Origin of the sequence: [Brevibacterium] flavum (assembly GCF_019317305.1) — a bacterium.
In the GTDB taxonomy this organism is placed as follows: domain Bacteria; phylum Actinomycetota; class Actinomycetes; order Mycobacteriales; family Mycobacteriaceae; genus Corynebacterium; species Corynebacterium glutamicum.
Map to the genome: position 1 here is coordinate 379,765 of NZ_CP079240.1, position 23,889 is coordinate 403,653.

Annotated in this window: 20 protein-coding genes; 10 read left to right on the forward strand and 10 right to left on the reverse strand. The window is 53.9% G+C overall.

Annotated features, from left to right (window positions below; translation table 11 throughout):
- Window positions 1-10: 10 nt before the first annotated feature.
- The 7 genes from KW808_RS01835 to KW808_RS01865 all read left to right on the forward strand — a co-directional run bounded on the left by KW808_RS01835 (window position 11) and on the right by KW808_RS01865 (window position 8,186).
- Window positions 11-895, forward strand: coding sequence for an RluA family pseudouridine synthase (locus KW808_RS01835; RefSeq protein ID WP_003863273.1), 885 nt, complete (start codon window positions 11-13; stop codon window positions 893-895).
- Between the two features lie 482 nt (window positions 896-1,377).
- Window positions 1,378-3,414, forward strand: coding sequence for a glycoside hydrolase family 3 protein (locus KW808_RS01840; protein ID WP_003863272.1), 2,037 nt, complete (start codon window positions 1,378-1,380; stop codon window positions 3,412-3,414).
- Window positions 3,415-3,466: 52 nt separating this feature from the next.
- On the forward strand, window positions 3,467-4,573 hold the full coding sequence (locus KW808_RS01845) for an S-(hydroxymethyl)mycothiol dehydrogenase (protein WP_003863269.1): 1,107 nt from the start codon (window positions 3,467-3,469) through the stop codon (window positions 4,571-4,573).
- Window positions 4,574-5,209 carry an MBL fold metallo-hydrolase gene (locus KW808_RS01850; RefSeq protein WP_003863266.1) on the forward strand — a complete coding sequence of 212 codons (636 nt, stop codon included), beginning with the start codon at window positions 4,574-4,576 and terminating at the stop codon, window positions 5,207-5,209.
- A 29-nt stretch (window positions 5,210-5,238) separates the two neighbouring features.
- A complete protein-coding gene (locus tag KW808_RS01855) occupies window positions 5,239-5,910 on the forward strand; it encodes an SDR family NAD(P)-dependent oxidoreductase (RefSeq protein WP_003863265.1) in 672 nt (223 codons plus the stop codon).
- An 86-nt stretch (window positions 5,911-5,996) separates the two neighbouring features.
- On the forward strand, window positions 5,997-7,229 hold the full coding sequence (locus KW808_RS01860) for an MFS transporter (protein ID WP_003863264.1): 1,233 nt from the start codon (window positions 5,997-5,999) through the stop codon (window positions 7,227-7,229).
- Window positions 7,230-7,250: 21 nt separating this feature from the next.
- On the forward strand, window positions 7,251-8,186 hold the full coding sequence (locus KW808_RS01865) for a GDP-mannose 4,6-dehydratase (protein WP_003863263.1): 936 nt from the start codon (window positions 7,251-7,253) through the stop codon (window positions 8,184-8,186).
- A gap of 451 nt (window positions 8,187-8,637) precedes the next feature.
- Here the strand turns inward: KW808_RS01865 and KW808_RS01870 are convergent, their stop codons facing one another.
- Complete coding sequence (locus KW808_RS01870; protein WP_003863262.1) at window positions 8,638-9,015, reverse strand: DUF2304 domain-containing protein; 378 nt, start codon at window positions 9,013-9,015, stop codon at window positions 8,638-8,640.
- Window positions 9,012-9,722, reverse strand: coding sequence for a polyprenyl-phospho-N-acetylgalactosaminyl synthase PpgS (gene ppgS / locus KW808_RS01875; RefSeq protein ID WP_003855424.1), 711 nt, complete (start codon window positions 9,720-9,722; stop codon window positions 9,012-9,014). The genes KW808_RS01870 and ppgS overlap by 4 nt, the downstream gene beginning before the upstream one ends.
- A gap of 79 nt (window positions 9,723-9,801) precedes the next feature.
- Between ppgS and KW808_RS01880 the strand changes: the two genes are divergently transcribed.
- The 3 genes from KW808_RS01880 (at window position 9,802) to KW808_RS01890 (ending at window position 14,166) form a co-directional block, all read left to right on the forward strand.
- Entirely contained in the window at window positions 9,802-10,824 is a 1,023-nt protein-coding gene (locus KW808_RS01880) for a ribonuclease HI (protein WP_003863261.1), read from the forward strand.
- Window positions 10,825-10,862: 38 nt separating this feature from the next.
- On the forward strand, window positions 10,863-11,900 hold the full coding sequence (locus KW808_RS01885; RefSeq protein WP_003863260.1) for a glycosyltransferase family 2 protein: 1,038 nt from the start codon (window positions 10,863-10,865) through the stop codon (window positions 11,898-11,900).
- A gap of 181 nt (window positions 11,901-12,081) precedes the next feature.
- A complete protein-coding gene (locus KW808_RS01890) occupies window positions 12,082-14,166 on the forward strand; it encodes a bifunctional metallophosphatase/5'-nucleotidase (protein WP_003863259.1) in 2,085 nt (694 codons plus the stop codon).
- A 906-nt stretch (window positions 14,167-15,072) separates the two neighbouring features.
- On the opposite strand, the gene KW808_RS01895 is transcribed toward KW808_RS01890, so the two are convergent.
- The 8 genes from KW808_RS01895 to KW808_RS01930 form a co-directional block, all read right to left on the reverse strand.
- Window positions 15,073-15,234 (reverse strand): hypothetical protein, encoded by a 162-nt coding sequence (locus KW808_RS01895; protein ID WP_155268197.1) that lies wholly within the window; start codon window positions 15,232-15,234, stop codon window positions 15,073-15,075.
- 40 nt (window positions 15,235-15,274) lie between these two features.
- Window positions 15,275-16,276 (reverse strand): furfural detoxificationalcohol dehydrogenase FudC, encoded by a 1,002-nt coding sequence (fudC, locus tag KW808_RS01900; RefSeq protein WP_230622887.1) that lies wholly within the window; start codon window positions 16,274-16,276, stop codon window positions 15,275-15,277.
- Between the two features lie 451 nt (window positions 16,277-16,727).
- Window positions 16,728-17,501: a creatininase gene (locus tag KW808_RS01905; protein WP_034983505.1), complete on the reverse strand. Its 774-nt coding sequence runs from the start codon at window positions 17,499-17,501 to the stop codon at window positions 16,728-16,730.
- A 13-nt stretch (window positions 17,502-17,514) separates the two neighbouring features.
- The gene (locus KW808_RS01910) at window positions 17,515-18,828 is read right to left on the reverse strand and encodes an MFS transporter (protein WP_003863255.1); all 1,314 of its coding nucleotides are present in this window, start codon (window positions 18,826-18,828) and stop codon (window positions 17,515-17,517) included.
- A gap of 480 nt (window positions 18,829-19,308) precedes the next feature.
- Window positions 19,309-20,172, reverse strand: a complete 864-nt coding sequence (gene rfbA / locus KW808_RS01915) for a glucose-1-phosphate thymidylyltransferase RfbA (protein WP_003863254.1) — start codon at window positions 20,170-20,172, stop codon at window positions 19,309-19,311.
- Window positions 20,169-21,527: a sugar nucleotide-binding protein gene (locus KW808_RS01920; protein ID WP_003863252.1), complete on the reverse strand. Its 1,359-nt coding sequence runs from the start codon at window positions 21,525-21,527 to the stop codon at window positions 20,169-20,171. Before KW808_RS01920 ends, rfbA begins: the two co-directional genes overlap by 4 nt.
- Window positions 21,527-22,546 (reverse strand): dTDP-glucose 4,6-dehydratase, encoded by a 1,020-nt coding sequence (gene rfbB, locus KW808_RS01925; protein ID WP_003863250.1) that lies wholly within the window; start codon window positions 22,544-22,546, stop codon window positions 21,527-21,529. Before rfbB ends, KW808_RS01920 begins: the two co-directional genes overlap by 1 nt.
- A 37-nt stretch (window positions 22,547-22,583) precedes the next feature.
- Window positions 22,584-23,165: a nitroreductase family protein gene (locus KW808_RS01930; protein ID WP_003863249.1), complete on the reverse strand. Its 582-nt coding sequence runs from the start codon at window positions 23,163-23,165 to the stop codon at window positions 22,584-22,586.
- Between the last annotated feature and the right edge of the window lie 724 nt (window positions 23,166-23,889).

A 23,889-nucleotide genomic window follows, 5' to 3' on the forward strand; every position in this document is an offset into this window, starting at 1 on the left:
TGCCATATCCATGGCAGAAAGTTTTATAGAGGTCTCGGCGGGACATGCGGATCGGCGGATAGATAAGTTTTTGCGGGCACAGCTAAAGGGCGTGCCCGCGTCGTTGATTTTCCGTCAAATGCGTAAAGGCGACATTCGGGTGAATGGTCGTAAAGTGGGTCCGAATTACCGGTTGCAAGAAGGCGACCGAGTTCGAATGTGGCAGATGGATTTTCCGGCAGATTTGCCGCCACCGGTCGTCGATAAGCATATTTTTAAGGCTGTCGCAGACAGCGTGCTTTTTGAGGACGCCGAATTACTGGTGATCAATAAGCCAGCTGGCATTCCTGTGCACGGTGGCACGGGGCACGGCGGTGGCGTGATTGAGGCGCTGCGGCAGAAGTTTCCGCAGGAACGCGACCTGGAATTGGTGCATCGTTTGGATCGGGACACCTCAGGTTTGTTGCTGGTTTCTAAAACGACATCTGTGTTGCGTGAGTTGCAGGAAATTTTGCGAGACCGCGAAGAGGAGATTTTTCGGGGGTATTTGCTCAAGGTCGAGGGGGCTTGGCCTGGCGATTTGCGACAAATTGATGTGCCGTTGAAGCGGACGGAGACAACTGTTGTGCCACATTCGGATGGTTTGCGGGCGCGGACGTATTTTGAGGTTGTAAAGCGTTTGCCGGGTGCGACCTTGGTGAAGGCGCAGTTGGCGACTGGGCGGAAACATCAGATTCGGGTCCATGCGCAGTATGCAGGTCACCCTATTGTTGGCGATACACGATACGGGTCGCGTGGGGGCAGAGCTGCGACGATGCATTTGCATGCGGCGGAATTGGTGGCGCCTCGTGGGGCGGGGAAGCGTCAGAAATTCACTGCACCGTTGCCGAAGGAGTGGGGTATGGGACGGGTCTGAGTCGGGCCTTCGTGGAATCGCACTTTTTAGGCCAAGAGGCGCTTTTCTGAGGGAGGTTTTGGTCTCTTTTGCACTTTTTAACGCGTCGAAAAGTGAAATAGAGACCAAGGACCGGATTTCTAAGGTCGCGTTTGGTTTAATACGGCATCCGGCCCGAAAGGGCAGTGTGGAACCCAAAAATCATGCCCTCGCAGAATCGTGTTTAAGGGGTTAAAACGCCTCGACCCACACTCTGACCCATCCGTGAAACTAGACCTCTTAAAACGACTTCTGGTTGGTGAGGTGTGAAAACCGCACTGCGGGGCCCAATTCACAAAAATCCATACGAGTGTGCACACCCGATTTTCACATCGCTTCGAGACCTCCCTTTTTGACACCTTAATTGTCTAACCCCGTATAGGTGAGAAGTGTTGGACAAGTGTCTGTTTTTTGTGGGGGAAATCTGACTACGATGGTAAGAAACAGGGAAAGGGATTACCATTATGTCTCAAGAGCAGCCTCAAATCGGCTCCCGCCTCTCTCGTGTCATTGAACAAGACGGCCTACAATTCCGCGATCTCGACGGCGACGGCGTACTTGCACCTTATGAAGATTGGCGTCTAACCCCAGCAGAGCGTGCCGCTGACCTGGTGAAACGTATGAATATGGAAGAAAAAGCGGGCCTGATGATCATCGGTTCGCACTACCCCGGATACTCGCCTTTGGCGCCGGAGAGTGAAGGCAAAGACGCGGAAAAGTGCGAGCCTTTGCTGAACCCCGTCGATATGTGGCGTGAGGATAACCCGATCACGGGTGTTCCTTTCACCGAGCCTGTGCTGGCAACTTCTTCCACTGAAAATGCCATTAACCTGCGCAATCAGCGTTACTTAATTGTTCGTGACAACCTGCCAGCTCGTGAGCTTGCTACTTGGACCAATGCTGTTCAGGAAGTCGCGGAGCGTTCCCGTTTGGGTATTCCTGTTGTGTTTGCGTCGAATCCTCGTAACCACGTCGCGCTCGTTGCGCAGTTCGGTGTGAACGAGTCCGCGGGTGTGTTCTCTGAGTGGCCTGGCGAGCTGGGTCTTGCTGCGCTTCGCGATGCTGAACTGATGGAGACTTTCGGTACCGAGGCTGCTAAGGAATGGCGTGCCGGTGGTGTGCACAAGCTGTACGGTTACATGGCTGACCTCGCTTCTGAGCCTCGTTGGTCCCGCTTCAACGGTACTTTTGGTGAGGATCCGGAGTTGATCTCTGATTACATCGCTGCTGTTGTGCGTGGTTTGCAGGGCCCTGAGCTGTCCAAGAATTCCGTGTCGACCACCATTAAGCACTTCCCAGGTGGCGGCGTGCGCCTCGACGGCCACGATCCTCACTTCCACTGGGGTCAGACCAATGAATACCCAACCGAAGATGCGCTAGGCAAGTACCATCTGTCTCCTTTCCAGGCAGCTATCGACGCTGGCTGCGCCTCGATCATGCCTTACTACGCACGGCCAATGAACAACTCCGCCAACCAGCTCGATCAGCAACTGTGGCAAAACCCGACCACGCAGTTCGAAGAGGTTGCGTTTGCCTACAACCGCACCTTCATTCAGGATTTGCTTCGCGACGCCATGGGTCACCGTGGGTACGTCAACTCCGACTCCGGCGTCATCGACGCCATGATGTGGGGCGTGGAGGAACTCAGCGAGCCAGAACGCTTCGCCGCAGCAGTGCGTGCAGGCACCGACATTTTCTCCGACATGGCTAACCCACGTCGACTGCTCGAAGCAGTTGCTGAGGGACACCTTGATGAGTCAGAGCTGAATCAGCCAGTCCAGCGACTCCTGGAGGAAATCTTCCAGCTTGGTCTGTTTGAGAACCCATACGTCTCTGAAGATGAAGCAGAAAAGATCATTGGTGCGCCAGAGGTTTCTGCATTGGGCAACAAAGCACAGCTTGATTCCGTCACCTTGCTGCGCAACAACCCATCCGTGCTGCCACTGGATCCTGCAGCAAGCCTGAAGATCTACCCATTGGTTACTGGCCGTACCAAGATCGACGAGGTTCAACTACAGCTGGAAGCTGCCATCCGCGCAGAACTCCCAGGGGTAACCTTGGTGTCTTCCGAGTCAGAAGCAGATCTTGCAATCGTGTGGGCTCGCCCTGAAATTGCACTGTTTGAAGATGACCTCGAAGGTGTTTCCCTCTCTGTTGACCCTCGTGCCAACGGTGTCGATGTGGAACGCGTTCAGGCTGTGGAAGCCGCAGTCCCAACCATTTTGGCTGTGAACTTCACCAACCCTTGGGTGCTGTCTGAGATCGAGCCTGGTGCCGCTGCTGTGGTGGGCACTTTTGAGATCAAGCCAGAGTTCCTTCTCAAGGCTTTGACTGGTCAAGAGGGTGGACCAAAGGGCAAGCTGCCATTGACTGTTCCTGCTTCTATGCAGGCGATTGCTGATTCCCCTCGCGATATCCCAGGCAAGTTCCTCGATGAGTCTTACACTTACGTGGACTCCGCAGGGGTGGCCTACAAGTACGGTCACGGACTTAATCTCTAGTTTGTCGGTAGTCTCGTGGGCACAACTGAAATCTTATTGAAAAGGAGTGTCCATGAGCACTGTCGTGCCTGGAATTGTCGCCCTGTCCAAGGGTGCACCGGTAGAAAAAGTAAACGTTGTTGTCCCTGATCCAGGTGCTAACGATGTCATCGTCAAGATTCAGGCCTGCGGTGTGTGCCACACCGACTTGGCCTACCGCGATGGCGATATTTCAGATGAGTTCCCTTACCTCCTCGGCCACGAGGCAGCAGGCATTGTTGAGGAGGTAGGCGAGTCCGTCACCCACGTTGAGGTCGGCGATTTCGTCATCTTGAACTGGCGTGCAGTGTGCGGCGAGTGCCGTGCATGTAAGAAGGGCGAGCCAAAGTACTGCTTTAACACCCACAACGCCTCTAAGAAGATGACCCTGGAAGACGGCACCGAGCTGTCCCCAGCACTGGGTATTGGCGCGTTCTTGGAAAAGACCCTGGTCCACGAAGGCCAGTGCACCAAGGTTAACCCTGAGGAAGATCCAGCAGCAGCTGGCCTTCTGGGTTGCGGCATCATGGCAGGTCTTGGTGCTGCGGTAAACACCGGTGATATTAAGCGCGGCGAGTCCGTGGCAGTCTTCGGCCTTGGTGGCGTGGGCATGGCAGCTATTGCTGGCGCCAAGATTGCTGGTGCATCGAAGATCATTGCTGTTGATATCGATGAGAAGAAGTTGGAGTGGGCGAAGGAATTCGGCGCAACCCACACCATTAATTCCTCTGGTCTTGGTGGCGAAGGTGATGCCTCTGAGGTCGTGGCAAAGGTTCGTGAGCTTACCGATGGTTTCGGTACTGACGTCTCCATCGATGCGGTAGGCATCATGCCGACCTGGCAGCAGGCGTTTTACTCCCGTGATCATGCAGGCCGCATGGTGATGGTGGGCGTTCCAAACCTGACGTCTCGCGTAGATGTTCCTGCGATTGATTTCTATGGTCGCGGTGGTTCGGTGCGTCCTGCGTGGTACGGCGATTGCCTGCCTGAGCGTGATTTCCCAACCTATGTGGATCTGCACCTGCAGGGTCGTTTCCCACTGGATAAGTTTGTTTCTGAGCGTATTGGTCTTGATGATGTTGAAGAGGCTTTCAACACCATGAAGGCTGGCGACGTGCTGCGTTCTGTGGTGGAGATCTAAATGGCTCACGACGGATTGCGCGTAGAAAACATTGTCACCTCAGGCATCTTTGCCCTTGATGGTGGCGAATGGGAAGTCGACAACAACATCTGGGTTGTGGGAAATGATGATGAGGTTTTCATCATCGATGCGGCACACACTGCAGCACCCATCATCGAGGCTGTCGGTGGACGTACTGTGAAGGGCATTTTGTGCACCCACGCACACAATGACCACATCACTGTTGCGCCTGAGTTGGCCAAGGAATTTGATGCACCGATTTTCGTGCACCCAGGTGATCAAATGCTGTGGGAGGAAACCCACGGAAACCTGGCTCATGAGGATTTGGCAGATCAGCAGAAGTTCCAAATCGCTGGAACTGAACTGATCGTGCTTAATACCCCTGGACACTCACCTGGATCCAGCTGCTTCTACCTCCCTGAAGCAAACGAGCTCTTCTCTGGAGACACTTTGTTCCAGGGTGGGCCGGGAGCAACTGGTCGTAAGTACAGCTCCTTTGACACCATCATTGAGTCCCTCAAGACCTCAATTTTGGATCTACCAGCGGAAACCACCGTGCGCACTGGACATGGTGATCACACCAGTGTGGGGGCTGAGGCTCCACACTTGGAGGAATGGATTAAACGCGGGCACTAAGCCACGAACGATTAGTAGGCTTGGGCACCATGGATCTTAAACTTGGTGGCCAAGTCATACTTGTTGTTGGCGGTGCAGGAACTATTGGTTCTGAAGTTGTAAAACTCTTAACTGAAGAAGGCGCAACCGCGGTAGCGGCGTCGAGAAGCACGCCCTTATCTATTGACGCTTCGGATGAAGCGTCCGTCCGCGCTGGCATTGATCAGGTGATCGCAGAACATGGTCGCCTGGATGGGCTGGTTGTGTCTTCTGCACCCGCTGCGCAAACTCTTAGCGCGGAGACAGCAGATGATCCGGACACTGTGTTGGCTGCTATTGAAGGCAAAGCCATCACGTTTATGAAGGCTGCAACCGTGGCGCTCGAGAAGATGCGTGAGGCTGGATATGGGCGCATCGTTGCACTTTCCGGCATGAACTCATACAAAACGTTGAGTACTGCTGCGTCGGCGCGAAATGCTGCGCTGAATGTCGTGGTGAAAAATCTGGCGGATCGTCACGCGGGTACCGGAATTACAGTAAATGCGATTAGCCCGGGATTCGTGGTAGCTGAGCCAGACGCTGAGGTAAACCGCGCAAATGGTGACACCACGGTGGAGGAGGTCGCGGAGGCGATCGCGTTCTTATTGTCGCCGCGCACCGCATCAATTTCTGGCGAGATTATTTCGGTGGGACATAAGGCGAAGGGCGTCATCCTTCCTTAGCTCGCGTGAGCTTCCCAAGCGTAAGCACCCCCGTGTGAGGGCATAACGGCCGTTCTGTTAAAGATTGGTCTGGCCATTTCCTCCATATGGGGGTGTCCGCGCTTAACATGTCTGACATGGTGGCGAACAAACGGGCACAGCGTAAAGTCTGGCTAGCGGTAGCTTTATCGGTCTTTACGGTCGCGTGGGGTGGCAATGAATTCACTCCCTTGCTGGTGTTTTACCGAGGTGAAGGGTTCTTTAGCAACCTGTTCATCGACCTTTTGCTGGTGTTTTATGCCATCGGAGTAGCGGTAGGTTTGCTGGCAGCTGGTCCTTTATCTGACCGCTATGGCCGACGTGCCGTCATGTTGCCTGCGCCATTGATCGCGATCTTGGGTTCCGCGTTGATTGCCTCGGGTGAAGAAACCGCCATCCTGATTGCCATTGGTCGAGTGCTGTCGGGAATTTCGGTGGGCATGGTGATGACAGCGGGAGGTTCCTGGATTAAGGAACTTTCATCGTCGCGGTTTGAGCCAGGGGTGAAAACCAGTGCTGGCGCAAAACGCGCATCGATGTCTTTGACCGGTGGTTTTGCGCTCGGCCCAGCGCTTGCTGGTGTGATGGCACAGTGGCTGCCACTACCTGGTCAGTTGGCATATGTTTTGCACATTATTCTCACCCTGATTTTGTTCCCGTTGCTTATTACAGCGCCGGAAACTCGTCAATCAGCGCACCTGAAAACTAAGGGATCATTCTGGTCAGATGTGCTTGTGCCATCTGCACTAGACAAGCGATTCTTGTTTGTGGTTGCTCCAATTGGACCGTGGGTTTTCGGTGCGGGCTTCACTGCCTACGCAGTTTTGCCGTCGCAGTTGCGTGACATGGTTTCTGCACCCGTTGCGTATTCTGCGCTGATCGCTTTGGTTACCTTAGGTTCTGGATTTGGTATTCAACAATTCGGTCCTCAAATCATGGGCACCTCTAAAACTCGCGGGCCGATTTTGGCTATGTTCGTCACAGTCATCGGCATGATCGGCGCGGTGATCGTGGTGATGAACCCTCATCCATGGTGGGCGCTAGTTGTCTGCATGGCCCTCGGTCTGTCTTATGGCCTGTGCATGTTCATGGGTTTGGCGGAAACTCAAAACATTGCTCCACCTATTGATATGGCAGGCCTGACGGGTATTTTCTACTGCCTGACGTACGTAGGTATGGTCTTTCCAGCCTTGATGACCTGGTTGAATCAATGGCTCAGTTACCCGTTCATGCTGGGCTTTGGTGCGGTGATGGCAACTATTTGTCTGATCATTGTGAGTTTTAGTGCACGCCGATTCTGAGAAACAACTAAAGTGAGCCACATGCGCACAGTAGTTACCGGCGGTGCCGGCTTCATCGGATCCCATCTCGTTGACCTTTTGATCAAGGAAGGCCACGAGGTTGTTGTGATCGATAACCTCTCCCGCGGACGCCTGGAGAACCTTTCCGATGCAGAAGCCACCGGAAAACTCACCTTTGTGGAAGCCGATCTTCTCGACGTTGATTTCAACGAGTTCTTAGGCGAGCACAAGCCTGAGGTTATTTTCCACCTGGCAGCGCAAATCGATGTGCGCCACTCTGTTGTAGATCCTCTTCACGACGCCGAAACCAACATTTTGTCCACCATCCGCATCGCTGACGCTGCCCGCCAGCACGGTGTTCGCAAGGTTGTCTTTACCTCCTCAGGCGGTTCCATTTACGGTGAGCCTTCGGAATTCCCAGTTGATGAAACCGTGCCAGTGGATCCACATTCCCCTTATGCGGCATCCAAGGTGTCCGGTGAAATTTACCTGAACACCTTCCGCCACCTGTACGGCTTGGACTGTTCTCACATCGCACCGGCAAATGTTTACGGCCCACGCCAAGATCCACACGGTGAAGCAGGAGTAGTGGCCATCTTCGCGCTGCGTCTTCTCGGAGGCCTGGACACCAAGGTATTCGGCGACGGCGGAAACACCCGCGACTACGTCTACGTCGGGGACGTTGTCCGTGCTTTCTACCTGGCTTCTGGGGAAATCGGTGGGGGAGAGCGGTTCAACATCGGCACCTCTGTGGAAACTTCTGACCGCCAGCTGCATACTCTCGTGGCTGCTGCGGCGGGTTCCAAGGATGATCCTGAATATGCACCTGCACGTCTCGGCGATGTGCCACGCAGTGCACTCAGCTTCGGCAAGGCCAAAGAGGTGCTTGGTTGGGAGCCTGAAGTGAACATCGAACAAGGTGTGGCCAAGACTGTGGAGTACTTCCGCACCCACTAGGGAAAATCCACCACAAATCGCTCTGATCAGCGGAAACGTGGTGGGTTTTTGCATTTTCCGCACTCAAAAACGCAAGGATCCACCACAGATCCCAAGATTCTTCAGGGATGTGGTGGATCCTTGCCTTGGAAGCTCACAGCTACCCCGAAGGGATTGATGGGGTGCGCTGACGGGGAAAATTCGTCCCCGGCACGCGATAAAAGGCCGATTCTGGTCGAAAATTTGCGCTAATTCCGGGAGATTATGCAAAAACTCGTTCGATTTAGGGGTTTTTGAGCGATCTGGGACGAAAAGTTGAACAGCCAGCCCACAGGAATCACACCTGCAACACCAGCCCCAGAATGGACCCCCTCTAAAACCGTCTCTAAGCGCTCAAACGGTCCCGACCCATACAAACGCTCATTCGATAGGGTTCGAGCCCTTAAATCGCCCCCAGTGGCCAAGCGCTTTCCTAAGCGGGCTCAGAACCCTGGGAATCCTCCGGCAGCACCGCATTTTGCAAAGCGACAGCGCGGGCCAGCTTGGAATAACGCAGCTCTTGTTCACGGAAACGCACATAACTGGACAGCGTGGTGAACATAAATGCCACAACCAGGGCGTAAAGCATGAGGTCGGTGCCGCGGTCCACGCCCACAAAGTTGGCTAGTTGGGTGAGGTCATCGGGGCGGAGCACTGCCCATACTGCGGCGAAAATGAATACTACGAAGCCGATTTTCACCCATGCTTTGGCGCGGGCTTTGCGGCGGTTTCGGAGGAAATATAGTGCCAGTGCTGCGGTCGCAAGGAGGAGCAGTATCTGGATGATGATTTGGGTGGTGGTCTGCGTCATGGGAGTCTCCTCGCTAGGAAGCCGTCGGCCAGGATGTTTACGCCGTTGAGCAGGGATTGTCCCTTGCTCATGGAGTATTCGGTGTAGAGGATGTCTACGGGTTCTTCTGAAATGCGCCAGCCGCGTTCATCGATTTGGTCGACGATTTCGGATGCATGCGACATGCCGTTCATGCGGATGTTCATTTCCTGCGCCACTTTTTGGTTGAATACGCGCAGGCCGTTGTGGGCGTCGGTGAGCCCGAGTCGGCGGGTTTTCGGTGACAGCAGGACCACGGTGCGCAGCACAAGGCGCTTGATTAGTGGCACCTGGTCATCGGCTTGGCGTGGGCGTCCAAAACGCGTGCCGACGATAATGTCCACGTCCTCGGCACGCAGTCGCTCCACCATGCGGACAACGTCTTTCACTTGGTGTTGGCCGTCGGCGTCGAAAGTCACAAAGTATTTTGCGCCGGGTTGCTTGCGGGCGTATTCGATGCCGGTTTGGATCGCGGCACCTTGTCCGAGGTTCACGGGGTGGTTGACCAGGTGTGCGCCGGCCGCATGGATTTCTTCCGCGGAGTTGTCCGGGGAGCCATCGTTGACCGCAACAATATTAGGGAATGTTTTGAGTGCGTTCTCTAAAACTTCCCGGATAACTGTTGCCTCGTTATAACAAGGTACGACTAGCCAGGTGTCTTTAAAGTCGCTGTTTTTTGATGCATCCATGATAGGGATAGAGCCTAGTGCATGATGGCCGATTTTCCTGTTAGGTGCCACCGACCCCAGTGATGATAACTTGATTGTCATGAAATCCATTGATCTTGAGCAGCTGGCGGGCACGCAATCGCGCACGTATCAATCGCGAAAGATCACCGATGAGATGGTCGCCCGGCCGGTGCATGTGGCGATCGCGTTGTGGGAAGTGCCGTGGGAGTCGGCAAAATCCGGCAAGATTGAGGGTTGGGTCATTGCCGTGGATTCGCCGCGTGGGCGGTTTGTGCGCAGCGGGCAGACCAAAAATGGCGACGCCGTCAACCGGACTGTGTCGATGCTGAAATCAGCGTTGAAAGGGGTCCGCGGGAAGGCGTGGATTGTAACTGGGCGTCGACAAGCAGCTTTACGCGCAGCCCTGGTGCGCGAAAACTACCTGGTCACCGGAAGCTTCGCCGAGCAAAATAGGGCCGGCGTGAAGGCATCGGCGATCTCGCGCCGCGCCGAACAATCCGCGCTCTACAAGGCGAAAAAAATCGGCGAATTCGCCGAACGCGCCCCACGCGTCAAAGAGCGGCAAGAGGCACATTGGTGGCCACGGTTGTCACGCACGCAAGGCGCCGCAGGCGTTTTACGCTTAGCGACGGACGCCTCCACCGATGGGGTCTTCCGCGGCGCCATGTGCTTCGTAGCCTCAAACGGCGACTACCTCCTGGAGACCCAAGACACCACCGCAAGCTCCGACGAGTTAGAACTCGAAAGCATCACCCACGCCCTGATCTACCTCAAAACCATCGGCGCGACACAAGCCATCATCGAATCCGACAGCAAAGCCGCCCTTGAAGCCATCGATTTCATCCTCAACACCCGACCGCGCCGGGGCAGGTGGCGCGGCATCACCGCACGCGCCCGCAACCGGTTCCGGGATGCCTGGGAGGCGCTTATCGACGAGTGCGTTGTGGAATTATCCCGCGTACTAGGGCACGCCGGGGATCCACTGAACCAAGCAGCCGACCAAATCGCATACATGGGCATGCGCGCCGTAATTTTTGAACAAAAATCCGCACACCCCACATTGCTCAAAGGAATTGACAAGGCACTGCGCAAGGCCGAGTAAGGTGGGCAACGAGTCGGTGAGAGTATGAGGAATATTTGATGAGCAACAAACGCATCGGTGTAGTGATCGTTTCCTACGGACACGAACAAGATGTTGCCAACCTGGTAGACACATTTGCAGATCAGCTGAAAACTGGTGACCGCGTGGTTGTCGTGGACAACCGCAAACCTTGGGTGCTGAAAGACGCCGTGGGGGAGCGCCTAGAAAAACACGGCGTGGAGATCATCAACCACGACAACGGTGGTTTCGCCGCTGGCTGCAACGTGGGCGCAGCGCACATCGTGGATGACGTTGACCTGCTGTTCTTCCTCAACCCCGACACCGTGATCGACGATCCCACCCTGTTCAATTCGCTGAGACGCGTCGATGAACAGTGGGCTGCATTCATGCCGTACCTGCTGCTTCCCGACGGCACCATCAACTCCGCAGGCAACGCCCTGCATATTTCCGGACTGTCGTGGGTGACTGGTCTGGATGAAAAACCAGTTGAAGGCTCATCTGAAGTTACCGATATTTCCATCGCCTCCGGCGCCTGCCTGGCCGTGCGCGTGGACTGGTGGAAACGCCTCGGCGGCATGGAAGAACTGTATTTCATGTACCACGAAGACACTGACTTCTCCGCCCGCTTGCTGCTGGCCGGCGGTCGAATTGGTCTCCTGCATTCCGCGTATGTCACCCACCACTACGACTACGCCAAGGGTGACTACAAGTGGATTTACATCGAACGAAACCGACACGTTTTGCTGCTCAGCGTGCTGCCGCTTCCATTGCTGTTCGTGCTGATCCCGCAGATCCTCGGAGTGAACCTGGGACTGTGGGCGATTGCCGCAAAGGAAAAGAGGGTCGGGCTCAAGGTGAAGTCCCTTCGCCTCCTGATCCGCGATCTACCAGCGATTTTCAAACTGCGTAGGAGCACGCAGGAGCTTGCCGAACTCACACCTTCGCAATATCTGGCAAAAATGGAATGGCGCCTAGACAATCCCAACCTAGGCAACATTGGATCCAACAAGATTGTTGCGACTGGATATAAGACCTATTACAAGTTGTGTATGAGTATCCTGAAATTGCTCGCTTAACACCCCATAAAGAGGGTGAAGATTTAAGTTTAGGTGCGGTCCGGGTGAACAGTACATAAATATCATCTTTCGCTAATGGAAAGCCCCAGCTCACCGAATTCTCCATTCGTTTTAATTGCTTCGTTAATTAAAACGCCATCTAAAAATCGGCTCGTTGCCGGTTCTTTTTCAGGAGAATTTAATGAAGAGGCTTTCCCGTGCAGCCCTCGCAGTGGTCGCCACCACCGCAGTTAGCTTCAGCGCACTCGCAGTTCCAGCTTTCGCAGACGAAGCAAGCAATGTTGAGCTCAACATCCTCGGTGTCACCGACTTCCACGGACACATCGAGCAGAAGGCTGTTAAAGACGATGACGGTGTAATCACCGGTTACTCAGAAATGGGTGCCAGTGGCGTTGCCTGCTACGTCGACGCTGAACGCGCAGACAACCCAAACACCAGCTTCATCACCGTTGGTGACAACATTGGTGGATCCCCATTCGTGTCCTCCATCCTGAAGGATGAGCCAACCTTGCAAGCCCTCAGCGCCATCGGTGTTGACGCATCCGCACTGGGCAATCACGAATTCGACCAGGGCTACGCAGACCTGACCGACCGCGTCTCCCTCGACGGCACCGGCAGCGCACAGTTCCCATACCTCGGCGCAAACGTTGAAGGTGGCACCCCAGCTCCAGCAAAGTCTAAAATCATCGAGATGGACGGCGTCAAGATCGCTTACGTCGGCGCAGTAACCGAAGAGACTGCCACCCTGGTCTCCCCAGCAGGCATCGAAGGCATCACCTTCACCGGCGACATCGACGCCATCAACACAGAAGCAGATCGCGTCATTGAGGCAGGCGAAGCAGACGTAGTCATCGCATTGATCCACGCTGAAGCCGCTCCAACTGATCCGTTCTCCAGCAACGTTGACGTTGTATTCTCCGGCCACACCCACTTCGATTACATCGGTAAAGGCGAAGAGGCACGTGGCGACAAGCAGCCACTCGTTGTCATCCAGGGCCACGAATACGGCAAGGTCATCTCCGACGTGGAGATCTCCTACGACCGCGAAGCAGGCAAGATCACCAACATTGAGGCGAAGAATGTCTCTGCTACTGACGTTGTGGAAAACTGTGAGACTCCAATCGCAGCAGTCGACGCAATCGTTGCAGCTGCTGTTGACGCCGCTGAAGAAGCAGGTAATGAAGTTGTTGCAACCATTGACAACGGCTTCTACCGTGGGGCGGATGAAGAGGGTACGACCGGCTCCAACCGTGGTGTTGAGTCTTCCCTGAGCAACCTCATCGCAGAAGCTGGACTGTGGGCAGTCAACGACGCGACCATCCTGAACGCTGACATCGGCATCATGAACGCAGGCGGCGTGCGTGCGGACCTCGAAGCAGGCGAAGTTACCTTCGCAGATGCATACGCAACCCAGAACTTCTCCAACACCTATGGCGCACGTGACCTGACCGGTGCACAGTTCAAGAAGGCACTGGAGCAGCAGTGGAAGGAAACCGGCGACCGCCCACGTCTGGCATTGGGACTGTCCAGCAACGTCCAGTACTCCTACGACGAGACCCGCGAATACGGCGACCGCATCACCCACATCACCTTCAACGGTGAGCCAATGGATATGAAGGAGACCTACCGCGTCACAGGATCGTCCTTCCTGCTCGCAGGTGGCGACTCCTTCACCGCATTCGCTGAAGGCGGCCCAATCGCTGAAACCGGCATGGTCGACATTGACCTGTTCAACAACTACATCGCAGCACACCCAGACGTTGATGTTCGTGCTAACCAGAGCTCTGTAGGTATCACCCTCTCCGGCCCTGGAGTTGCAGAAGACGGAACCCTGGTAGCTGGTGAAGAGCTGACCGTTGAGCTTTCCTCCCTGTCCTACACCGGACCTGAAGAAAAGCCTTCCACTGTTGAAGTGACCGTCGGTTCTGAGAAGAAGACTGCGGACGTCGATAACACCATCGTTCCTCGGTTTGATAGCACCGGCAAGGCGACTGTCACCCTGGCTGTTCCTGAGGGAGCTACCTCTGTCAAGATCGCAACTGACAATGGCACTACCTTTGAACTGCCAGTAACCGTTGAAGGTGACGACAACGGCAACGGTGATGACAACACGGATGATCAGGCTTCCGGTTCATCCGCTGGATCCCTCGTAGCAGTTCTCGGTGTACTTGGTGCACTGGGTGGCCTGCTTGGATTCTTCCTGAACTCAGCACAAGGTGCGCCATTCATAGCACAGCTACAGGCAACTCTTGCTCAGTTCATGTAAAAAGTACGTAATTCAGTAAGTGGCCGGGCCTCACCTTTAGGATTTATTTCCTTTGGTGGGCCCGGTCTTAGCATTAGATAAAGGATCTTTGTTGCCGCAGTGAGAATGCGATGGATTTCTAGATAATTTTTCATATAGAGCCCAGGGGCTCTCCTTCTCACGTGAGTGGGGAAAGTATACGGCAATCAAAGTGATGCGAGAGGCAGCAATGATGCTGCATTAGTCGGAATCTAGTTTCTGAAATTCTTGGTAGCGCTAGATTGCTTTCAATTCGATTTATCAAATAATTTCTGAGATAGATTTTGGACCCTAAATCAGTAATAAAATGAGGTACAGTACTAGTCATAAGTCACCGGCCCCCTCTGAACCAGATCGTGAGATCAAGTAAGGGGTCGGTTTTCTAATTCTTGTGGTGTTTTGAAGTGTACAAAGCGAAACAAGAGTGGCGCTGGAGCAAGGCTCTGACGCTACTTCAGGAGCTGATAACAAGAGGTCACTGTCCTCCACTGGATCCCTCGTAGCAGTTCTCGGGTGTACTCAGTGGGTTGCTTGGATTCTTCCTGAACCGTGCAGAGTGCTTCATTCGTGGCGCAGCTATAAGGAAATGATTATTCAGGTCGTGTAAAAGTTAGTACTTATCCTCATAGCTAGGAGCATTCTTGAAAAGAGATCTACTCCACGAAGTGGTCTGAACAGCCTTAATATTTTTGATGATTGCATCGGGAATATTTTGGTGAATTTGATAGAGACTATCCCCACCTAGGCGGGGAGAACGCTCTGTATGTGGTGAGCCCTGCGGTTCCATCGGGACCATCCCCACGTGAGCGGGGAGAACACTAATTAATTAGCAGATATTTTGGGTCTAAAGGCCATTTTACATCACTTTGATTTTGAATCTGTTGCTTACTATTCCATCAATAAATAAGAATGATTCAAGATTTCATCCGTCGAATAATGAACCAGAAAAACGGCGCCGGAATAGTCTGTACAACCCACGTAACCGGCACCGCCTAAAGTAACTTCCAAAGCCAAAGCCAAAGCCAAAGCCAAAGCCAAAGCCAGGGCCAAGACTAACTCCAGGCCCCTAGCTCCACTCAAGAAGTAAAAACTAAACCGCCTTTACCTCAGCAAATGAAGCAGTGTCAATAACAACGCGGAACTGAACGTCGCCGGCAACAACGCGGTCGTAGGCTGCATCAACATCGTTGACGCCGACAGTTTCGATCATTGCGCCAAGGCCGTGTTTTGCACAGAAGTCGAGCATTTCCTGGGTTTCAGGGATGCCACCGATGTTGGATCCGGTGAGGACTTTTCCGCCGCCGATGAGGGCACCGAAGCTCAGTGGCTGCTTCTCTGGTGGCAGACCGACAACAGCCATAACTCCTTGTGGCTTGAGAAGTCCTAGGTACTTGTCGACTGGGATGGATGCGCTAATGGTGTTGAGGATGAAGTCGAATTCACCGGCGTGCTCTTTGAAAAAATCCTCATCAGCCGTTGCAAGAGTGCGGGCTGCACCGAGTTCCTTGGCAAGTTCAGCCTTGCGCAGGGAACGGGACAGAACGGTAACCTCAGCACCCTTGGCTGCAGCGATCTGGACACCCATGTGTCCGAGTCCGCCGAGGCCCATGACTGCTACTTTGTCGCCTTCTTTAACGTTCCAGCGAGCGATTGGGGAGTAGGTGGTGATGCCTGCGCACAGCAGTGGTGCTGCGACATCGAAGTCGAGTTCCTCTGGGATGCTGCACAGGAAACGTTCGTTGACCACTACCTTTTCAGCGTAGCCGCCTTGGGTGATGGTGCCATCGACGTCGTTAGAGTTGTAGGTTCCGACGTTGCCTCGGAGGCAGTTGTTTTCAAATCCCGCGACACACTGTTCACATTCGCCGCAGGAGTTAACTAGGCAGCCGACGCCAACGCGGTCGCCGACTTTCCACTTGGTTACATCGGAGCCAACCGCAGAGACAACGCCTGCGATTTCGTGGCCGACGGTGAGCGGGAAGTGTGCCTCGCCCCATTCGTTGCGGATGGTGTGGATATCGCTGTGGCAGATGCCGGCAGCTTTGATGTCGATAACTACGTCGTCAGCGCGAGGCTCACGACGCTCAATGATTTTGACCTCGAAAGGTGCTTCGGGGCCGGTTTTCTGGAGTGCTTTTACTTAAATGCTCATTTCCTCGATATTACCTACAGGTACTTTTTGCGGATAGGTCCAAATGCTTTTTGCAGGTTAATAGTGATTGCAGGGAGCGATTATTTTGGAAGGGAACTGTCATTTAAGAGTCTCTATTGAAGTTTCGGGTGCTGTAAAAGCGAGTCTTCGTGGTTCAATGGCTTGAAATTGAGTTGCGTGTGAATGTTGGCTCTGCGAAGCCTGGGGCATTCAGTAACGCGTGCCGATTTATGAAGAATTTATTTACCTTGTGGCTTTTTCTGTAGATCGGCACGCTTGGTAAATACAACTCCAAAAGTGCCCAAAAATGAATCTCTAGAAGTGAGTTTAAAGCACAAAGGGACTCCCGAGGTGGAAGTCCTTTTGTCAAAGTAGAGGCCTTAAATCGTGCTTAAAGCTTAACGGGTGTTTTAATGTGCACTCCAAATTCATAAGCACAGATTCCGGCAATGGCGGTTGCAGCTGCATCAGCAATGATCTTGCCTTTTCCGGCAGTCGCTCCGACAGCATCGGCGAGAGCTCCATGACTAGGGATATCACTAGTTTGTAGTGGGACCCGAAGGTATGGAGGAACAGTGAAAGCTTCTTTAGCGGGTAACTTATCTGAATGCACTAGCTCAGGAGCGAGGTGCATGAGTAAGGAAGTTTCTGTGACCGCGGCATGTTCTAGATCCCAGCCTGGAAACGTGATGTCGGAAAAAACTTCATCCATAACTGAATCTTTAAGAGGATCCCACCAGTTAGCCAAAACAATCTGGTTGTCGGTGCAGTGTTGGCGTTGAGCAAGGTGCATAGCTTCAAGGATTGGAGCTTGGTTCTCGAAGTGCGCACTGAGGAACAAGATCTTGCGGAAACCATCGGCAAGGAGTTCGTCTAGTAGGTTGCTTGCTAATTCCACCATGGTGTTGAGGGAGAGATCTACTGTGCCGGGGAAGAGCGGACCGCCACCACTATAAGGAGAAGACCGGTATCCATAATTGAGCGTTGGAAGCACTATGCCATCGATTTGCTCAGCGACCATTCGAGAAATCTCGGTTGCGATGATGGAATCGGTGGAAAGTGGAAGGTGAGAGCCATGCTGTTCACATGATCCAGCAGGAATGATGGCTACTCCATCAGTTTTGGCAGCGTATTGCTCCCAGCTCATATTGGCTGCAAATATCATTGTGTTGAGCTTTCTATTTGGACTTTGCGGCGAATGTGACACCAATTGCGGTAATGATTGCAGCTGCGACCATGTAGTAGGCCGGTGCAATTACGTTGCCACTGGCACCGATCATCCAGGTTGCGATCATCGCTGCGGTGCCGCCAAAGAAGGCATTCGCGCAGTTGAAAGTAAGGGCAAAGCCGGTGAGTCGAACATCAGGTGGGAATTGTTCGGAGATGAAGGACGGGAGCACTCCGTCGTTAAGCGCAAGGAAGGCACCCATTCCGACCTGGATCAAAATGATTCCGGCGAAGCTTGCGCTGTCTAGCGCGAGGAAAGCAGGAATTGAAAATACTGCAAAAAGTGCTGCGGCCATAAGCATTGTGGTGCGGCGGCCTAGGCGGTCAGAGAGTGCGCCGGTTGCGACGACGAGGACTGCATAAACTGCGGAGGAGATGGTGGTAGCGATAAAAGCACTGCTAGAGCTCATGCCGAGTTCTTCGGAAAGATAAGTAGGTAGGTAGGCCAGAACCATGTAGAAACCGATGGCATTGAGGATGGCGCCGGAGAAAGCTACAAGAAGTGCACGTGGGTATTTGAAAACCTCGAGGATTGGAAGCTTTTTAGCGGAGTCTTCGTCTGCTACGTGAGTTTCGGGGGCCATGCGGCGGATGATGAGGCCAACAATTCCTAGAGGTGCTGCCAAAAGGAATGGTAGACGCCAACCCCAGGAAGCGAGGGAAGCATCGTCAAGGAGGGAAGTGAGAAGAGCGGCGAAGAGAGAACCAAGGAGGAGTCCACAAGCGGTCGCTGCGGGAACTACTGAGGCGAAAAGTCCACGACGGTTCTGTGGGGCAGATTCTGAGATATAGGTAGCTGCTGCGGCATATTCGCCGGAAGCACTAAATCCCTGGATAAGGCGTAGTACCAAAAGCAAGATTGGTGCGACAATACCGATGGAGTTGTACCCGGGAAGTAATGCAATACAGAAAGTGGCAAGGCTCATAAAGAGGATTGACGCGGAAAGGCTCTTGGTGCGGCCAAGGCGGTCTCCGATGTGTCCCCAGGCAACTGCGCCGATAGGACGAATGAGGAATGAGAGTGCAAATAGGGCGAAAGTGTTAACAAGTGCTGCACGTCCGGTGAGCTCCGGGAAGAAAACTCCCGCGATGATGGATGCCATGTACATATATGCGGCGTAGTCGAACCATTCAACAAAAGTTCCAATGAAGCTTGCACGTACTGCATTCTTAAGGTCTTTTTTGCTGATTTCAGAGGTGCTGATTGTGTTGCTAATTGTGGTGTCTGGCGTGGCACTTACTATTGCCGGGTTTTGAACAGACATTGCAGTTCTCCTTTTATTGGCTCACCCCGTCCAATATGTTTCTATAGGGTGATAGAAAAGAATATAAATACAAGTTTTGAGCAATGTCAATTTCTATAGACCGATAGGTTTCATTGGTGGTGAGTATCACTAATTTCACCCCAATTCCTTTCGGAGAACTCTCGGAAATGGGGATGGTCACGCTCCTGGGCGCTTCTATGTCGGGGCCTTTGTGGATCGGCACCGCTAAGTGACTTGAAATGGAGTGCAGGATAAGAGTTTTAGCCCTGCAAAGACGGGGTGTTCGGTCCAATGTGCCAATTCACCCGAAAATTTCCCTTTCGGCCCCTACTTACGTAAATCGGCACGCTTAGTGAATCAAACTCCACAACCGCCATAAAATGGCTCTTTAGAAGCGTATTTAAGGTAAGAAAAATGGACTCCCGAGGTGGAAGTCCATATGTCAAACTTGAGGCGTCAAAAGGCGCTGACTAAGAACAGCTATTCTCCCGCGACGCGCATCAGGTAGTTGCCGTAGCCGGATTTCTTTAATTCCTCACCTAGTACCACTAATTCAGAGCTTGTGATGAAACCCTCGCGGTATGCAGCAACTTCAGGGGAACCAATGATATTGCCGGTACGTTTTTGCAGGACCTCAACATAGGAAGACGCCTCGGACATGGAATCGATCGTGCCGGTGTCCAGCCAGACGTCGCCTCGGTCTAGGCGCTGCACAGTTAAAGCACCTTGCTGGAGGTAGGCATCGTTAACGGAGGTGATTTCCAGTTCGCCACGCGAGGAAGGCTTGATTGACTTGGCGATGTCCACCACGCGATTGTCGTAGAAATATAGTCCTACCACGGCAAAGTTGGATTTTGGCGCGGTGGGCTTTTCTTCAATAGACACCGCCTTATTAGCAGCATCAAATTCCACCACGCCATAACGCTCAGGATCGGAGACCTCATAAGCAAAGACAATGCCACCGTCGGGGTTGGAGCACTGCTTTAGTGCGCGGCCAAGTTGTGCGCCGTCGAAAATGTTGTCGCCAAGCACCAGTGCGACGTCGTCGTCACCGATGAAGTCTTCGCCGATGATGAATGCTTGGGCTAGTCCGTCGGGGGAGGGTTGGACGGCGTAGGTGAGGTTGATGCCCCAGGAGGAGCCGTCGCCAAGCAAGCGTTCAAAGGAGGAGCTGTCTTCAGGGGTGGTGATGATCAGGATGTCGTTGATGCCGGCCTGAATGAGCGTGGTCAGTGGGTAGTAGACCATGGGTTTGTCGTAGATCGGCATGAGTTGCTTGGAGATGCCCTTGGTGATGGGGTAGAGCCGGGTGCCGGAGCCACCTGCGAGGATGATGCCTTTCACTTTGAGAGCTCCTTGAGGTAGTCGTTGAGGCGGGTCTGCCAGGTCGGTGCGCTAAATCCTGTTGCTTCAATCTTGCCGAGTTTCAGCACAGAATTCAGTGGGCGGGGCGCTGCGTCTTTGTCGGCGAAGTACTCCGCGGTGCTCACGCCGGTAACTTTGGTGGGGTCGGAAAATACTGCGCGGGCAACATCGGCCCAACTTGCGGGTTCGCCAGAGTTGGTGAGGTTGTAGGTGCCATATGCTGCACCCACTTCCAAAAGGTGCGCGATGCCGGCTGCGATGTCTTCGGTGAAGGTCAGGCGGCCGATTTGGTCGTCGACAACTGATGGGGCGATGCCGCGTTCATCGAGGGATTTCATAGTGCGGACGAAGTTGTTGCCGTCGCCAATCACCCAGCTGGTACGCACAATGTAGTGGCGCGGTGCGGTCGCAGCTGCGATGTCGCCGGCTGCTTTTGATTGGCCGTACACACCCAGCGGGGAAAACGGTGCGTTTTCATCGTAGGATTCGGCGGTGCCATCGAAGATATAATCTGAGGACACGTGCACGAGGGTGAGGTTGTTTTCGCGCGCGATGGTCGCGAGGTTAGCGACTGCCGCTGCGTTGATGTCCCACGCCGCTGCGCGATCGTGTTCTGCCTGGTCAACGGCAGTGTAGGCGGCGGCGTTGATGATGGTGGAGTACTGCTTCCACGCGCGAGCCTCGGTGAGATCTGAGGTGATATCGAGTTCTTGGCGCGTGACAAATTCCGCGTCTGGGAACTGCGCGCGTAGCGCGGTTCCCAGTTGTCCGCCGGCGCCGACCACTAGAACCTGGCGGGCGGGCAGGGGGGTGGCGTCGATAAGCGTGGGATGTTTTTTATCTTTTTCGGAGATCTCGGTGATGGGCAGCGGCCAGTCGATCATGTTGAGGTTGACGTTGGCGTAATGCGCGTCGGGGGACCAATGATCGTTGACGAGGTAGGTGTACAGCGTGCCGTCCTCGAGCGCCTGGAAGCCATTTGCCACACCACGCGGGACGTAAACTCCCACGTCAGGGGTAATTTTTTGCGTTACGACGTTACCGTACGTGCTCGAGCCCGCGCGCAGATCCACCCAAGCTCCGAAAACGGAACCCACCGCGACGGACACAAATTTATCCCACGGCTCAGCGTGCATGCCGCGAGCCGTGCCGGCGGTGGCGTTGAAACTCATGTTGTTTTGGACGGGGCCGAAATCAGGCAGACCCAGGTTGGTCATTTTGGTGCGCTGCCAATTTTCCTTGAACCAGCCGCGGTTGTCGCCGTGGACGGGGAAATCGAACACCAGCAGACCTTCGATGTCGGTGTCGCGCGAGGTGAGTTCTTTGTTAAACATTATTGGCCTTGCTTTGCGTAGGTTGCTTCGACGTTGTCCTTGGTGCCGCGCCACCAGGCCTCGTTATCGCGGTACCAATCGATGGTCTGCTCTAGGCCTTTTCGCATGCCGGAATCAACGTCGGTGTATTTCGGTGCCCAGCCGAGCTCGGTGCGCAGCTTGGTGGAATCCATGGCGTAACGCATATCGTGGCCGGGGCGGTCTGCGACGTGCTCGTAGGCATTTGCGTCTAGGTCCATGAGTTCACAAATAAGCTCGATGACCTGCTTGTTATTCACATGATCGTTGTCGGCGCCGATGATGTAGGTTTCGCCGATCTTGCCCTTACTCAGGATCAGGTGGACGGCGTCATTGTGATCATCGACGTGGATCCAGTCGCGGACCTGCTCGCCGGTTCCATAAAGTTTTGGTGTCAGGCCGGCCAGAATATTGGTGATCTGGCGGGGGATGAACTTCTCAATGTGCTGGTAGGGGCCGTAATTGTTGGAGCAGTTAGACATGGTTGCCTGGATTCCGAAGGAGCGGATCCATGCGTGCACCAGGTGATCAGACCCGGCCTTGGTTGCAGAATATGGAGACGATGGCTTGTAGGCGGTGGTTTCAGTGAAGCGGTTTGGATCATCCAGCTCTAGATCGCCGAAGACTTCATCGGTGGAGATGTGGTGGAAGCGTTTGTTGTGTTTGCGTACGGCTTCTAGCAGGACGAAGGTGCCGATGAGGTTGGTGTGGACGAAGGGGAAGGGATCGTTCAGGGAGTTGTCGTTGTGGGATTCTGCTGCGAAGTGGACGGTGATGTCGTGGTCTTTGACCAGGGCGTCGACCAGTTCAGCATCACAGATATCGCCTTCGATGAGGGTTACTTTGCTGTCGGGGAGGCCTTTGAGGTTGTCGGCGTTTCCTGCGTAGGTGAGCTTATCCAGCACCGTGATGTGGGTGTATTCAGGGTGCTGCTCTACGGTTTGGCGGACGAAGTTGGCGCCGATAAATCCGGCACCTCCGGTCACAAGCAAAGAAGTCATGCCGTCTACCTTAGTTCGTCTGAGCGAGCTGGCAGAGTTAGTAGCTGTTGTCGATGCGCCTATTCTGCAAACGACCAGGGTGCTCCGGCTGTTCATTAGGGAATCCGGTAGCAATAACAAGGGCGATTGCACGATCCTCACGCCCGCCGAGACCGATTGCTTCCTTCACTTTTTCCTCATCCCAACCCGTGGTCGGGCTGGTGCTCAAACCCTCCGCCTGAGCAGCCAAAATTAAGAAAGCTGCGGCGAGGCTGGCATCCCTCAACGTTGCTTCGCGTGTCTGCTGAATGCTGCGACCGTTGATGAATCCCGCGACACGTTCAGCCCTTTCCGTACCAAGAATCTCTTCCAAATCCTCAGGTTCATTTTCCACGCGGGCAACCGCAATGAAAGTTACAGGCGCGGTGAGGAATTGTTTCTGATGGGAGGCCTCGTAAAGCTTCTGCTTCTGTGTGGGATCAGTAATCACAACAATTTCACGTTGCTGCGCATTGAACGCACTGGGTGCCTCCAGGGCAAGGTCAACGATTTTGTCGATCAGCTCAGGGGTAGGGGCTTCATCGGTGTATTTGCGGGTGGCGCGGCGGTTGGTGATCGCCTCGACGACTGAAAGTGACATTTTTTATCCTTTTTATGTGTTGGAAACAGAGTCATGGTAGGTCGCCTTATTTGTCAGTGCAAGGGTTTTATTAGCTTTTGGAGATAGTTTCTGGCAGGTTGAAATAGTTGACATCTGTGCAGGTTGGGGGCTTTTGTTTCCGACTTGGGGTTATGTGAAGTGGGGTGCTGTGTGGCGTTTTAAGCGGTCGACTGTCTGCGGCGACCTGTTGTCCTAGTTTTGGCGAGTTGGGTGCTTAGAAGCGGTTTTAGAGGGGGTCGAATTTGTGACGATTGGGGCTATTTTGATTTCTGCTGGGTTGCTGTGGGCTTGCTGATCAACTTCTCGTTCCAACGGGGCCTCACGCCCTCAAACGGGGACGAGTTTTCGCATAATACCCCGTGATTAGCGCAAATTTTCGATTAAAAATGGCCTTTTCCCTCTGGTTGGGGACGGATTTTCGCAACTTCAGGCAGTCACGTGTCGAGCGGGACATGGATGACTCAATGGGTAAGGGGATTGTGGTGCCTGTCGGATGGCGATGGTTAGGACTCACCATTTTTAGGATGCCACCTCGAAAAAATGGTGAATCGGCACGCTTTTAACCCCTCGAAAGTGTGCCAATTCAACATATTCTGCGCCCAACCTTCAAAAAATGGTGAATCCTAACAGGCTTAGGGGGCTTGCAAGGCGGGACTCATGCCGGGGGTATACCATGGGGCAGTATTAAGGATAACCTTGCCTT